Genomic DNA, 14,634 nt, shown 5'->3' on the forward strand with positions numbered 1-14,634 from the left:
CGGCGCTGGCCGTGATCGAGCTGTTCTGGTCCCCAGTGTTCTAACGCGCCGAACATTCCAGCTAATCTCGTTTTTCTTACGCACTTGCGAACCAGTCAGTTTCGCTGCTGTGAGTCGATCATCGTTGACTCTAAATGATTGGAAATGATAATATGTGTGGATATAATGACTGTTAGTGATTGCTGTGTCGGTTGAGTTATCACGCATTGTTTATACCGCATTGCCCGAAAAGTTGGGTGTTCTGCCAGAGGGGAGCAGTATCGCATGACCAAATACAACGCATTCTACGGCCAGTCAGGGGGTGTGACGGCGGTTATCAATGCAACTGCAGCGGGCGTAATCGATACGGCTCGTACCCACTGTGACCGCATTGGCAGTGTCTATGCCGGGGTAAACGGCATTGTCGGTGCCCTCAATGAAGAGCTTGTCGATATCGGTCAGGAAAGTTCCGATAACTTGGCAGGTTTGCTGCACACCCCCTCTGGGGCGTTTGGCTCTTGCCGGTTTAAGTTGCAGGACTTGACAGCTCAGCGCGCTGAATACGTTCGCTTGCTTGAAGTCTTTAAGGCTCATGACATTCGCTATTTTTTCTACAACGGCGGCGGCGATTCCCAGGATACGACTCATAAGTTGTCTCAATGCGCAAAAGAAATGGGGTACCCGCTTACCTGTGTGGGCATTCCCAAGACGATCGATAACGATCTGCCGTTGACGGACAACAGTCCGGGATTTGGTTCGGTAGCCAAGTATGTCGCTATTTCCGCACTTGAGGCTTCGTACGATGTTGAGTCTATGCACAGTAGTTCCACTAAAGTATTTATTATGGAGGTGATGGGGCGGCACACTGGCTGGATTGCCGCTGCCAGCTGTCTGGCTCAGGATGAACGTGGCTTGGGGCCGGATCTTATTCTGGTGCCAGAAGTTGTCTTTGATAAGGCAAGTTTTCTAGCGCGCGTAGATCAAGTCGTTGCCGAGAAAGGGTTCTGTGTGGTCGTTGTCGCCGAAGGCATTAAAGCTGCTGATGGCAAATTTATTTCTGAATCCGGCTCGACAGATGCTTTCGGTCATACGCAACTAGGGGGCGTGGCGCCGCGCCTGGTGGACTTGATTAAGCAAAATCTTTCGTACAAGTGTCACTGGGCTGTATGCGACTACCTCCAACGCTCCGCGCGTCATATCGCCTCCCAAGTGGATGTAGATCAGGCCTATGCGGTCGGTCGCGCAGCGGCAGAGTATGCGCTACAGGGGCGTGACTCTGTTATGCCTGCAATCGTGCGAGACGAGCACCCTCCATACTCGTGGACGTTGACGCCGGTTCTTCTAAGTGATGTCGCGAATCGGGAAAAAGCGATGCCCGAAGAGTACATCAGTGAAGATGGGTTTGGTGTCACAGAAGCAGGGCGGGCCTATTTTGCTCCGCTCATACAAGGCGAAGCTCACCCTCCGTATGAAAATGGTCTGCCAGCCTATGTCAGGATGAGCAAGTCATTAGTCCGTAAAAAGCTGGCGTCTCATACTCCACAAAACAACTAACACTCCGCAAAAAAATAACTTCAGTTGCGCAGGTAAAGTGACCTGCGTTATTAATTCACACGAGGACGATAAATGAACGATGACGTTGTAAGTTTACTTGGTAAAGAAGCTGAATCATTGCTGCAACATCAATGCAAGGCGATACCTAAAGAAAGTATTATTTTGCCCAGCCCGGACTATATCGACAATACATTTAGCGCGACGGATCGTCCCCCCGCCGTGCTGCGCAATTACCAGTCTTTGCTCTCTGCCGGCCGGCTTGCCGGTACCGGGTATATGTCTATTTTGCCGGTGGATCAGGGGATTGAGCACTCAGCGGGTGCCACCTTTGCACCGAACCCAATCTACTTTGATCCGCAAAACATTATCGAGCTTGCTATTGAAGGCGGATGCAATGCCGTGGCATCCACCCTAGGTGGACTGGGCGCCGTGTCTCGTCGCTACGCTCATAAAATCCCTTTTATTGTAAAGCTGAACCATAACGACGCCATGGTTTACCCCTCCAGTTACGACCAGCGATTATTTGGTCAGGTACGCCAGGCATACGATATGGGGGCCATAGGCATCGGCGCCACGGTTTATTTTGGTTCTGAGAGTTCGCGTCGCCAGTTGCAGGAAATTTCCGAAGCTTTTCGGCAGGCTCATGAGCTCGGCATGGTGACGGTTTTGTGGTGCTACCTGCGCAACGATGGTTTTACAACGGATGCTGGGGATTATCATTTGGCCGCCGACCTGACCGGTCAGGCGAATCATTTGGGTGTGACCATTCAGGCGGACATCATTAAGCAAAAAACGGCCGAAACCAATGGCGGTTTTAAGGCCGTAAAAGTGGGTAAAACCCACTCAAAAGTCTATGACGAGTTGACTACCGAACATCCCATTGATTTGGGGCGCTATCAGGTAGCGAATTGTTATATGGGCCGTATTGGTCTGATTAATTCCGGCGGTGCCTCAACAGGCGAAGGCGATTTGGCCGAAGCGGTTCGCACCGCTGTAATCAATAAGCGCGCCGGTGGTATGGGGCTTATTTCAGGTCGCAAAGCGTTTCAGCGTCCATTTGCCGAAGGTGTGGAGCTGCTGCAGGCTATTCAGAATGTCTATCTTGATGAGGGTATCTCCATCGCCTGATGAGTTTCTTATTTTTAGGGACGAAAGCTTCGTGAGCACTTTTAAAGGTTGGCGTTTTGGGCTCCCCAATTCTGGGGAGAGCTTGGGGCTTCACTAAAAAAGGTTTTTATTGCTATGAATATTATTGAAGAGCGTTATGCAGTCCATCAGGACGATTACAAACGCTACGACACAGAAAAACTGCGTCAGCATTTTTTGATAGAGAAAATTTTCGCCCCCGATGAGGTGTTGTTTGTCTATGCCCACTACGAGCGCATCATGGTGGGCGGCGCTATGCCGGTAAAGAGTGACGTAGCTCTGGAGCCGGTCTATCAGCAAAAGGCCAGTCACTTTCTCGAGCGCCGGGAACTAGGTGCAATCAATGTCGGCGGTAAGGGCTCAATTACAGTCGATGGCGAGCGGTTCGAGCTGGATACTAAAGAGGCGCTCTATATTGGTCGGGGTGCCCAGGAAGTGGTGTTTGCCAGCGATGATGCCTCTAAGCCTGCTAAATTTTATATGAATTCCGCACCGGCTCATCACAGTTATCCGCACAAAAAAGTGGGAATGTCGGATGCCAAGGTTCTCGAGCTGGGCTCTAGTGAAACTTGTAATGAGCGCCGCATTAACCAGTTGTTGATCAATGGTGTGGTCGAAACCTGCCAGTTGCAAATGGGTATGACTGAATTACAGCCGGGCAGTATTTGGAACACCATGCCAGTGCACACTCACAGTCGACGCATGGAAGCCTACTTTTATTTCAATATTCCCGAAGAGCAGGCGGTCTGCCATTTTATGGGGCCGGCCAACGAAACCCGTCACATTTGGGTGGGCAATGAGCAGGCAATAGTGTCACCGCCCTGGTCCATGCACTCGGGGGTGGGGACTGCCAATTACACCTTTATTTGGGGGATGGCGGGCGAAAATCTCGACTATACCGATATGGATTTTCACAAGCCGCATACTTTGAAGTAGCGTGTCCAGACGAATGCAAAATTAGGTATTACTATGACCAGCGAACTATTTTCTCTTAAAGGCAAAACCGCTTTAATAACCGGCGCCACCCACGGTATTGGCATGGCTATGGCCATGGGGCTGGGTAAAGCGGGCGCTACGATTGTGATCAACGGTCATTCTTCTCAGGAAAAAATCGATCGCGCCGTGCAAGCCTATAAGGATGCCGGTATCCGGGCCCAAGGTTATCGTTTTGATGTAACCGACGAGAATCAAGTGATAGCCGCGGTGGAAAAAATTGAGCAGGAAGTGGGGCCGATTGATGTGTTGGTTAATAACGCCGGCATCATCAAGCGAGTCCCGCTGTTGGATATGCCGGTGACCGAGTTTGAGGAAGTTGTTAAAACCGATTTAACCGGCGTATTTACCATGACCCGTCCAGTCGCTCGCAAAATGGTAGAGCGTGGGGCCGGTAAAATTATCAACATCTGCTCGATGATGAGCGAGCTTGGCCGCAATTCAGTAGGTGCTTACGCCGCTGCCAAAGGCGGGCTGAAAATGTTGACCCGCAATATGGCAACAGAGTGGGCCAAACACAACGTTCAGGTTAACGGTATAGGCCCGGGTTACTTTGCCACCAGCCAAACAGAGCCTATTCGTGTGGAAGGCCACCCAATGAATGATTTTATTGTCAATCGTACCCCCGCTGGAAAATGGGGGGATCCGGATGATCTGCAAGGCGCGGCCATTTTTCTTTCCAGTTCCGCGAGTAATTTTGTGACCGGTCAAATTGTTTATGTCGATGGCGGCATTCTTGCCACTATTGGTCGACCTGCGGGTGAAGATTAAATGGAGAAAATGGGCCGCTTCGGTTGTATCGATTTAGGGGGATGATTGAATGGCGGGGGCGGGATACGAAATTTCGTTCGTCCTCCGTTCCCCTTTATCCGCTTTCCCCGTTTTATTTATCGCTGACCTCAGACCTCTGGCAGTCTTTCAATCAATAAACCCCGCGAATATGCGCAGCCACTTCATCCTTGTAGAAGCCTTTTAATTCAGCGTGAAGCTCCGCAGATAACGAAGGTAACTCGCTTACTTTGGCATTCTCGACAGCTTGTTGCGCTCGGCTGGCACCCGGGATAATCGTTGTTACAGCCGGGTGGTCGAGTATCCAGCGCATCGCCATTTGCGCTGTGGTATAGCCCTCGGGGGTCAGCTCTTTAATGCGCCCGGCCAGCTCAACACCCTTCGTAAAGGGAATGCCGGCAAAGGTTTCGCCAACGTTAAACGCTTCGCCGTCTTTGTTGAAATTGCGGTGGTCAGTTTTATCAAACTGCGTGTCGGCTTTGAACTTACCGCTTAGCAAACCACTCGCCAGCGGCAGGCGCGCAATAATCCCAATATTTTTCTCAGCCGCCATTGGCAGCAGTTCGTCCACTAATTTTTGCCGGAAAATATTAAAGATGACCTGCAGCGAGCTAAGATCTTCTTGCTCTGCGCAAATCAAACCTTCCTCGACGGTCTCGACACTGGCGCCGAAAAACTTAATGTGCTTTTCCTGTTGTACGGTGCGCAGCCAGTCAAAAATTTCGCCCCGGCGCATGACTTCGGTGGGAATACAGTGCAGCTGAATTAGATCAATGCTGTCGCACCGCAGCCGATCTTGCGCTCGTTTCAGATTGTCGCGTATATCGGTAAGGCTGTAACCGTCTGGGTAAGTGCCCGCGCCACGACCATATTTACTGGCAATCACAGGTTTAGGGTTTAGCGAACCCAGGTGCTGTCCCACAAAGCTTTCACTGGCGCCGGCGCCATAGACGTCGGCGGTATCGAAAAAGTTAATGCCGGAGTCGAGGGCCGCGGCAAAGATTTCCTCAATGGTATTGCTGTCAATGGGTCCGAAGTCGCCGCCCAGCTGCCAGCAGCCCAGGCCAACCTCGCTGATGTCAAAGCCAGTGTTACCGAGGGTACGTGTTTTCATGGGTTCTCCTATGCGTAGATTTGCCGCTCTTATGGCAGCTGATTAATAGGCGCCTATGCTAGCAGAACCTGTACGCCATCGCTGAACGTTAACATTCCTTAAGGCAATAAGGGCCAGTCATGCCGAGCTCTCTTCGTGCTAGCGCTGACTTGAAGCATATTGCGCCTCGTAAAAATAGATGCTACATTAGAAGTCTATCTGCCACATAAGTAGTAGATGTGGTTTCAAAGTAGTAAAAGGAGATTGGGTTGAAAACACTAATGAGTACGGTGGTTGGGTTAGCGTTATGGTTGGTGAGCAGTGGGGCAGTGGCATTAGAAAGTGCAAAGCCGTATAGCATTGACAGAACCTATACACACTCCATAACGTCGAGCATTAATGGCAAAGAATATGAGCTTTATGTCCGTGTTCCCAGATCGTATGAGACGTCAGATAAGCGCTATCCACTGGCGGTACTAAACGATACGGGCGCGTCCTTTCCCACGGTGTCCGGTGTGTTGCAGTTGCTGACAGTGAAAGATATGCAAGAAATAGTGGCCGTGGGTATTTCTTATTCGGTAGGAGACGATGGCGGAGTCAGCCGCACGCGCGACTATACGCCAACGTTTGCACCGGACGAAACGTCATTTCATTCGGTGGCGTCGAAGCAAGCGTCCGGTCACGCCAGTGACTATTTGGCGTTCATTGAGCGTGACGTATTTCCGTTTCTCGCCAGCCAATACCGGCTGAATATGGACAGCAAGGCTTTAATTGGGCATTCTTTTGGCGGCCTGTTGGGCGCCTACGCACTGGTTACCAAGCCAACACTGTTTGATCATTATATTATTGGCAGTCCTTCGCTGTGGTATGACGACAAAGTCATGTTTGATCTCGAGCGCAAGTATGCAAAGAGCAATAATATGATGCCCGCCAATGTCTATATGTATGTTGGTGATAAAGAAAACAACAACACACATTCCATGGTCGACGACTTAAAGCAGTATGAGGCGCAATTGCGTCAGCGCCAGTATAAAGGGTTATCGCTACAGGTTGAGATTGTGCCGGAGGCAACACATCACAGCGCGTTCCCTCATCTATTAACCTACGCTCTGCCTAGAGTTTTTCCTTTAGACTAAGCTGCCTGGGAGTTAAATAATGCGTGGGATTATAGTGGTTGCAGCCATGGTGTTCAGCCAAGCTGTATTTGCTGGCAGCATTGCGATTACGTTTGATGACTCTCCAACCTGGGATAGTCACTATTTAACTGGGCCTGAGCGAACGGAAAAATTAATCAAAGCGCTGGATCGGGCGGGTGTCGAGCAGGCAATGTTTTTTGCCAATACAATAAGGATGGATGAAGCTGGCGAGAAAAGATTGCGCGCATTTGCCAGCGCCGGGCACCTGATTGCCAATCACAGCCACAGTCATAAGTCGGCGGGAAAATTGACGACGGCGGAGTATTTAGCAGATGTAGAATTGGCTCATAACAGGCTATCAGCGCTGCCAGGTTTTGCACCTTTTCACCGGTTTCCTTACTTAAACCGCGGTGAGGGAATAGCTCAAGTCGCTGAGCTCAATGCCGGTATAAAGGCAATGGGCTATGCCGATGGCTACGTGACGGTAGATAACTATGACTTTTATATCAGTCATTTGTTTGATCAGGCAATATCCGCAAACGCCAGCGTGGATTATCAAGCATTGGAGTCGCTGTACGTTGATGCGATGTGGCAAGCCATCGAGTTTTACGACAATATGGCAATAGAATTTTTAGGGCGCTCACCGCATCATGTGCTGTTACTGCATGAAAATGACGCAGCTGTTTTGTTTGTCGAGGCGCTTGTGGCTAAAATTCGCAGCGAAGGCTGGGACATTATTCCCGCTAGTGAAGCCTATCAAGATCCGATATCCCAGTGGTTTGATGCCGACGGTATGCATGGTCAGGGGCGTGTGGCCGCCATCGCCCAGCAAAACGGCGCCAAGGCTGAAACCCTTAAACATCCATACGAAAATACCGATACGTTGGATAAACTATTTCGCACTAAGGCACTTGGCCAGGAGTTACAGTGAGCAATTTACCCGAGCTGTCTAAATCAGAACACGATGTGTTGAACGTGCTGTGGGCGCGGGACCAAATGAGCGTACGCGAGGTTCATGATCTGTTGGCAACAGATGGTTCGCGTGCTTATACCACAACAAAAACCGTGATGGATCGCATGTTGCAAAAGCAACTGTTGCAGCGGGAAAATTTTCACGGCGTATTTGTGTATCGCGCGGCGATTAGTCGTCCGCGCGGGCTCGCCCGGCTTGTTCACAATTTTGCCAGGCGAGTGTTGGAGGTTGATAACGTCTCCGCAGTCTCCCTATTTTCCGGTTCAAAAAAAATATCGAAGGCAGAACTGGCGGAACTGGAGGCCTTGTTGCAGAAGCTGGATGACGAAGAGAGTGCGTCGCAATGAATGTGGCGATTGATTTTCTCGCGGGCCTTACGGCGGACCTGGTCTTGCAGTGGCAAGTGGTCGCTGTTTGGTTCATTGTTTTATGCCCGATAGCGGTTTTGGTTCAAAAGCGTCTGCCTGGTTTGGCCGCGGGGTTATGCTGGTTGGTATTGTTGCGCGCGCTTGTGCCGGTAGGCGTGGGGCCAGCGCCTTGGTGGGGCTGGCACGATGCGACAGCGGTATGGGCCGCTTTGCCGACTCTTCCGCACATATCAATGCCTGTCAGTGTTGAAAGCCCGGGGGCAAACGTGCAGCAATGGCTGGCAGTCGCCTTGGGGTTGTTTTTATTCTTGGCCTGGTTGCTGGCAGCTTCTTTCTTGCTGTGGCAATATCAGCGCGAACGCTATCGGTTGCGTCGCCTCGCTTTTGGGGCTGCCGATAGCGCTTCGATCTGGATGAAATCGACGTTTGCGCAGTTAAAAAAACAATTCAATGTAAAGTATGCGCAGCTGGTTGTGACAGACCTTGCCGATTATGCCTACACCATTGGCAGCCGTCGCCCGGTGGTGGTATTGCCCGCATCGATGCTCAATGTTGAGCCCGAGCTGGTTGAGGCTGTACTGGCCCACGAGTTAATGCATGTAAAACGGCGCGATGATTTCAAACTTCGTTGCCTTAATTACACTCGCGTTGCCTGTTGTTATTTCCCCCCGTTGTGGTTTTGTGCCCGGATGATTATTCAGTGCAATGAAAAACAGTGTGACAGGGCGGTTATCTGGCAGTCTGGCATTGACCGAAAACGCTATGCACGCAGTTTATTTGCCGCCGCGCAATTGCACGCGCTGGGTTCTACGGCGGTGATGCAGTTGTCGCCGGGTGAGCTTTTGGTTGAGCGTATGCAGTCTATTTATGAGCCGGGAGCTTTGATCGTGCGCAGCGTCTGGCCCGTCCGGTTATTGATTGCTGCGGTAGTTTTTGTGCTGTTTCCCGCTCACGCTGGAATGAGCGGTGCTTCTTCAGTCAGGGGACTGATCTCACCCGTGCCGGATGCAAGGTTATCATCCGGGTACGGAGAGCGCTTTAATCCGTTTGTGGCCGGTGAGGTAAATTTTCATCACGGTGTCGATCTTGCTGCAGCGCAAGGTGATCCTGTGCAATCGGTAGGAACCGGTCGCGTGCTAAAGGTTGGCTACGATGATGTGCGGGGCAACTATGTCGTGGTTGGCCATGCCGCTGGCTTAACAGCCAGTTACTCCCACTTGCAGCGTTCCTCGGTAGCCGTTGGAGACATAGTGCTGCAGGGCCAGCATCTCGGTGCGGTAGGGAAAACTGGCCGGGCAACCGGCCCCCATGTGCATTTTGAATTGGTACAGGCTGGCCAAGCTGTAAACCCCGCTGACTATATCGATTTCGGACGTCACGAAGGTTAACGTGGGTTGGTTTACTCGGTCAGGCAGTTGGGGTCAAATTTATAACCGCCCTGTAACCATTCGCAAATTTCCTTAGTGATTGGTGAGCTGTGCTGTTGGCTGCTGTAGCGTTCGATAAGAAGCTGTTTTTGTTGCTCGCTTAGTCCGTCAAGGCCCAGCGTCTGCAAGTTTGGAATATCGTCAATCAGGTGGTTTGCCAGTTCATCCGGGTACAGGGAAAATAGCGTCTCGCGAGTGGCGGTGTCTTGCTCGTAGTGCTCATCGGATACCGCGCGGCCGAGGCTTGCCAGGGCGGGCAGTGATGCGAAGAACTGATTCATCGGGTTGGCGGCGATGCCACTGACCAACGGTGCAGCGTCGGCTCTATCTGCGCCCGGTGCCTCTAGATACAAATGTTTGGAGCGCACGGCGCCATCGTTGACCGGGTAGTTGTCCCACAAAAAGGGTTTGCGTCCGAGTCTCTCGGTAATCTCTCGCAGGTGTTGCTGCGGGTAGCTGTCGCTGCACACCTTGGGGCCAGTCCAGAAAATATCGATGGCCGCGTCCAGGCCTGCGCCTATGTCTTCCAGGTAGTTTGGTGGGGCGGTGCCAAACACTTTTTCCAATATCGGATCGGTTGAGTAATAGGTGGGGCAGAGAATAATACGGCGCGCATTACTGGTGTCAGCGGCGCGATTGGCCAGCGCGCTTTGGCGCTCGGCCAGTTGCGGCATATCGCCGCGCATATCATCAAACAAAAGCGCCAGATAATCTAAGTTTAAAGTGTTCAGTTGTTCGAGTTTTTTATCGAGAGCTGCTGTGTCGGCTACGCCTGCATGGCTACATAAATCCAAGGGGCTCAGGCCAACACCGAAATCGACGCCGGCGGCCCGGTAGGCTTCGCGGGTTAGATGCAGTTGCTGCCAATCCCGGGACGAGTGGGGCGCTCGCCACTGACTGCGCAGGTGCTTATCGGCTTTGGGGGCGTAAAGGTAAAAACTGAGGCGACGGCTCTTTAAAAAAGACGCCAGCTCACGGCGGTTTTGCCATGTCCAGCATCGGCCAAAAAAACCTTCAATTACACCGGCTGCGATTCGGGTGTCGTGTGTCATACTTGTTATCTTATAGTAGATATCGCCAGAAGTGATAGCGGTGCGGTGCGTGGCACCTGATTATTCATGGTTCAGTAAGCTTTTTCAATATTTTCAACAACCTGCATTTGTATGACCAATGCTGGTAAAGGCCCGCTTGCTGGTGTCTCAGATTGACAGGGAGGGGCTGTGTCACTATGATAGCGGCCTTTTTGCACCGCACTGCCTATAAATGGTCCCTCGGGGCCAGAGTCCCGTTTTTTCACGGTATTCAATACCTTAGATGCACCACATTGGCGCGTCTGGTGAAAGGGCGCGACAGTGTTGGTGTTGCCGTACAACAGTAACGTAACAGAGGATGCGGAGTACATCATGCCCAGCCGTACTGAATTGACTGCCTGGCAGGCCCTTCAAGCTCACGCCAGTGAGATGAGCAAACGTCACATGAGTGACCTGTTTGACGAAGACGATCTGCGATTTGCCAAATTTTCCCTCCAGTCCCCCAATATACTGCTCGATTACTCCAAAAACCTGATTACCGAAGAAACCCGCACCAAGCTGCTGGATCTGGCAGAAGCTTGTGAAGTGCAATCGTTCCGCGACAAGATGTTCGCCGGTGAAAAAATCAACCGCACCGAAGACCGCGCCGTATTGCACGTAGCCTTGCGTGATCAATCGGGTGAACCGTTAGAAATAGACGGTGAAGACGTTCGCTCGCAAGTGAAGCACGAGCTCGAGCGCATGCGTGCACTGGTCGCGCAAGTGCGCGGCGGCGACTGGCGCGGTTATACCGGCAAAGAAATGACGGATATCGTCAGCATTGGCATTGGTGGTTCCAACCTGGGCCCATTGATGGTGACCGAGGCCTTGTCGGCCTACAATGACGGCACCCTTAACGTTCACTATGTTTCCAACGTTGATGGTTTCCAGATTGCCGATACCCTGCGCGATCTCGACCCTGAAACCACCTTGTTTGTTATCGCCTCCAAAACCTTCACCACCTTAGAGACCATGACCAATGCCAGCTCGGCAGAAGCCTGGTTCCTCGATAAGGCCGAAGACAAAAGCTACATAAACCGTCACTTTATTGCCGTATCCTCTAATCGCCCTAAGGCAATGGAGTTCGGTGTTGCCGAAGAAAACATCTTCGACATGTGGGACTGGGTCGGCGGTCGCTTCTCGCTTTGGTCCGCTATTGGCTTGCCTATTGCGCTGAACCTTGGCTTTGAGGTTTTCGAGGAGCTGTTGGAAGGCGCCTTTGAGATGGATGAGCATTTCCGCAGCGCACCACTGGCCAAAAATGCGCCGGTTATGCTGGCGCTGATGGGTGTGTGGAACAACAACTTCTTGGGTCGCAACGCACACGCGTTGCTGCCCTACGATCAGTGTCTGCACCGTCTGGCCGCTTACATGCAGCAAGCCGAGATGGAAAGTAACGGCAAGAGCGTCAACTGGAGCGGTGAACGTATCGATTACTCCAGCGTACCGCTGATTTGGGGTGAGGTTGGCATAAACGGTCAACACGCCTTTTATCAGTGTTTGCATCAGGGCACTCAGATCGTACCGGCTGACTTTATCGGTTCGGTTGAACCAACTTTACCGATCAAAGGCCATCACGACGCGCTTATGGCTAACTTCTTTGCTCAGTCTGAGGCCATGATGCGTGGCATCAGTGCCGATCAGGTGCGTGAGGAGCTTGGCGCCAAAGGTATGTCGCCTGAGCGCATTGAAGAAATCGTCGAGCACAAGGTGCACGAGGGCAACCGCCCCACCAACACCATCTTGATGCAGAAGGTTACTCCGCGTTCACTGGGCTCTCTGATTGCATTATACGAGCACAAGATTTTTGTCCAGGGCATTATCTGGGAAGTGCACTCCTTCGATCAGTGGGGTGTTGAGCTCGGCAAGGTTCTGGCCAAAGGCATTCAGGATGAATTGGCACCAGAGGCGGCAATTGACGACAAGCATGATTCGTCGACTCGCAATCTGATAGAATATTACAAGGATGCGCGGCCATAAGGCTGCCGTCGCCCTTGTCCAGAGGGTAAAATATGGGGCCTAGCCTCGCCAGATGCCACAGTTCACAAGAGCTGGGGCGTCTTTTTGTTGTTATTAAAACATCGTTAAATCAATGAGAGCGCTCAAAGCGCCGGACCACAACAGAGCGCAAAGCCGGGTGGTCGCCACGTTACTCGTGGTAAGAGAGACACACACAACAAGCCATACTGAGCCTGCGGTGAGCGCGCCTCGCCTCGGGCTTGTGTATTTCTGAGCAAAAATGGATCAGTGGTAACGAAATGACCGATAGCAAGATCGCTGCAATTACCGACCGAATTATCGAAAAGAGCCGCGCCACGCGCGAGGCCTACTTAGACAAAATCGAGCGCGGGCGCTCTAACGGCCCGGCCCGCAAGCGCCTGTCCTGTGGCAATTTGGCGCACGGCTTTGCCGCTTGTGGTTCCTCCGATAAACAGGCGCTGGCCGAAGGAGATGCGCCCAATCTGGGTATTGTCTCTGCTTACAACGAGATGTTGTCAGCCCACGAACCCTATGTTTCCTACCCTGATTTGATCAAAAAAGCAGCTCACGAAGTGGGTATGACCGCTCAGTTCGCCGGCGGCGTGCCCGCGATGTGCGACGGGGTGACTCAGGGGCGCGAAGGCATGGATCTGTCGCTGTTCTCGCGCGATGTTATTGCCATGTCGACAGCCATTGCGCTGTCCCACGATATGTTTGACGGCGCCTTGTGTCTGGGCATTTGCGACAAGATTGTCCCCGGCTTGACTATCGGTGCTCTGTCCTTTGGTCAGTTGCCCGTTATTTTTGTACCCGCAGGCCCAATGCCACCGGGTTTGCCGAACGCTGAGAAAGTTCGCGTCCGCCAGTTGTTTGCCGAAGGCAAAGTTGGCCGTAAAGAATTATTGGAAGCCGAAAGCGCCTCTTATCACAGCGCCGGCACCTGTACTTTCTACGGCACCGCCAACTCCAACCAAATGTTGATGGAGATTATGGGGTTGCACTTGCCGGGTAGCTCCTTCGTTAACCCGGGCACCGAGCTGCGCAATGTGCTGACTGATGCGGCGGTTAAACAGCTTGCGGCAATTACCACCCACGGCAACTACACGCCTATGGCGGCCGTGGTTGATGAAAAATCTGTGGTCAACGGTATGGTCGGTTTGCTCGCCACCGGTGGCTCCACCAACCACGCCATTCACTTAATGGCCATGGCACGCGCCGCCGGTGTTATCGTCGACTGGCAAGATCTGTCTGATCTGTCCGATGCCGTACCTTTAATGTGTCGTATTTACCCCAATGGTTTGGCCGACATCAACCGCTTTCAGGCAGTTGGTGGCATGGGCTACCTGATGCGCGAATTGCGTGATGCCGGAATCTTACACGACGATGTTAAAACCGTGATGGGTGAGGGTGGTTTAGACCCTTACACCAAAGAGCCATTCCTTGACGATGGCAAACTGGTTTGGCAAGACGCACCGAAAGAAAGCCTTGATGACGGCGTACTGCGCCCGGCAAAAAGCGCATTCAGTGCAACCGGCGGCATGAAGTTGCTGACCGGCAACCTCGGCCGTTGCGTGATTAAAGTATCTGCGGTTAAACCCGAGCACCGTACAGTAAAAGCGCCCGCTGTGGTTTTTCAGGATCAGGATGGCCTGCAAAAAGCGTTTAAAGCCGGTGAGCTGGATAAAGATTTTGTTGCCGTGGTTCGCTTTCAGGGGCCAAAAGCCTGTGGCATGCCAGAGCTGCACAAACTGACCCCGCCTCTGGGTGTGTTGCAAGACCGCGGCTACAAAGTCGCGCTGGTTACCGATGGCCGTATGTCGGGTGCGTCGGGCAAAATTCCGGCGGCTATTCACCTCACACCAGAAGCGTTAGACAAAGGGCCTATTGGTCTGGTTCGCGATGGCGACATTGTTGAAGTCGATGCCGAAACCGGTGTATTGCAACTGCATGTGAGCGACGAAGAACTGAAAACCCGTGAGCACTCCGAGTTTGATTTGTCGGATAGCCACGAGGTTATGGGCCGCGAGCTGTTTGCTCCGCTGCGTCAAACAGTGGGTTCCGCCGAAGAAGGCGCAACGGTTTTTCGCTGGTAAGCCGTACCAATACCAAATTTAGAACGAGTGGGA

12 protein-coding genes are annotated in these 14,634 nt (G+C 52.2%); 10 read left to right on the forward strand and 2 right to left on the reverse strand.

What is annotated here, in order from left to right; genetic code table 11:
* Positions 1–264 precede the first annotated feature (264 nt).
* The 4 genes from QWI17_RS12620 (at position 265) to QWI17_RS12635 (ending at position 4,443) form a co-directional block, all read left to right on the forward strand.
* On the forward strand, positions 265–1,533 hold the full coding sequence (locus QWI17_RS12620) for a 6-phosphofructokinase (RefSeq protein ID WP_302722870.1): 1,269 nt from the start codon (positions 265–267) through the stop codon (positions 1,531–1,533).
* Between the two features lie 72 nt (positions 1,534–1,605).
* Entirely contained in the window at positions 1,606–2,661 is a 1,056-nt protein-coding gene (locus QWI17_RS12625; protein ID WP_302722871.1) for a class I fructose-bisphosphate aldolase, read from the forward strand.
* A 114-nt stretch (positions 2,662–2,775) separates the two neighbouring features.
* Positions 2,776–3,615 (forward strand): 5-dehydro-4-deoxy-D-glucuronate isomerase, encoded by an 840-nt coding sequence (kduI, locus tag QWI17_RS12630; protein ID WP_302722872.1) that lies wholly within the window; start codon positions 2,776–2,778, stop codon positions 3,613–3,615.
* A 33-nt stretch (positions 3,616–3,648) separates the two neighbouring features.
* Positions 3,649–4,443: a gluconate 5-dehydrogenase gene (locus tag QWI17_RS12635; RefSeq protein ID WP_302722873.1), complete on the forward strand. Its 795-nt coding sequence runs from the start codon at positions 3,649–3,651 to the stop codon at positions 4,441–4,443.
* Positions 4,444–4,594: 151 nt separating this feature from the next.
* Here QWI17_RS12635 and QWI17_RS12640 read toward each other — a convergent pair whose 3' ends face one another.
* The gene (locus QWI17_RS12640; protein ID WP_302722874.1) at positions 4,595–5,575 is read right to left on the reverse strand and encodes an aldo/keto reductase; all 981 of its coding nucleotides are present in this window, start codon (positions 5,573–5,575) and stop codon (positions 4,595–4,597) included.
* Positions 5,576–5,823: 248 nt separating this feature from the next.
* Here QWI17_RS12640 and QWI17_RS12645 point away from each other — a divergent pair, with 248 nt between their 5' ends.
* Genes QWI17_RS12645 through QWI17_RS12660 form a run of 4 tightly spaced genes read left to right on the forward strand, consistent with a single transcriptional unit; the run spans position 5,824 to position 9,419 of the window.
* Positions 5,824–6,690, forward strand: coding sequence for an alpha/beta hydrolase (locus QWI17_RS12645; protein ID WP_302722875.1), 867 nt, complete (start codon positions 5,824–5,826; stop codon positions 6,688–6,690).
* Positions 6,691–6,709: 19 nt separating this feature from the next.
* The gene (locus tag QWI17_RS12650) at positions 6,710–7,621 is read left to right on the forward strand and encodes a polysaccharide deacetylase family protein (RefSeq protein ID WP_302722876.1); all 912 of its coding nucleotides are present in this window, start codon (positions 6,710–6,712) and stop codon (positions 7,619–7,621) included.
* Positions 7,618–8,010 carry a BlaI/MecI/CopY family transcriptional regulator gene (locus tag QWI17_RS12655; protein WP_302722877.1) on the forward strand — a complete coding sequence of 131 codons (393 nt, stop codon included), beginning with the start codon at positions 7,618–7,620 and terminating at the stop codon, positions 8,008–8,010. Before QWI17_RS12650 ends, QWI17_RS12655 begins: the two co-directional genes overlap by 4 nt.
* The gene (locus QWI17_RS12660) at positions 8,007–9,419 is read left to right on the forward strand and encodes a M23/M56 family metallopeptidase (RefSeq protein WP_302722878.1); all 1,413 of its coding nucleotides are present in this window, start codon (positions 8,007–8,009) and stop codon (positions 9,417–9,419) included. Before QWI17_RS12655 ends, QWI17_RS12660 begins: the two co-directional genes overlap by 4 nt.
* A gap of 11 nt (positions 9,420–9,430) precedes the next feature.
* Here QWI17_RS12660 and QWI17_RS12665 read toward each other — a convergent pair whose 3' ends face one another.
* Entirely contained in the window at positions 9,431–10,510 is a 1,080-nt protein-coding gene (locus tag QWI17_RS12665) for a beta-N-acetylglucosaminidase domain-containing protein (RefSeq protein WP_302722879.1), read from the reverse strand.
* Positions 10,511–10,861: 351 nt separating this feature from the next.
* Here QWI17_RS12665 and pgi point away from each other — a divergent pair, with 351 nt between their 5' ends.
* Positions 10,862–12,508: a glucose-6-phosphate isomerase gene (gene pgi, locus QWI17_RS12670; protein WP_302722880.1), complete on the forward strand. Its 1,647-nt coding sequence runs from the start codon at positions 10,862–10,864 to the stop codon at positions 12,506–12,508.
* Positions 12,509–12,786: 278 nt separating this feature from the next.
* Positions 12,787–14,601, forward strand: a complete 1,815-nt coding sequence (edd, locus tag QWI17_RS12675) for a phosphogluconate dehydratase (protein WP_302722881.1) — start codon at positions 12,787–12,789, stop codon at positions 14,599–14,601.
* Positions 14,602–14,634 lie beyond the last annotated feature (33 nt).

Source organism: Gilvimarinus gilvus (assembly GCF_030518155.1).
Lineage (GTDB): Bacteria > Pseudomonadota > Gammaproteobacteria > Pseudomonadales > Cellvibrionaceae > Gilvimarinus > Gilvimarinus gilvus.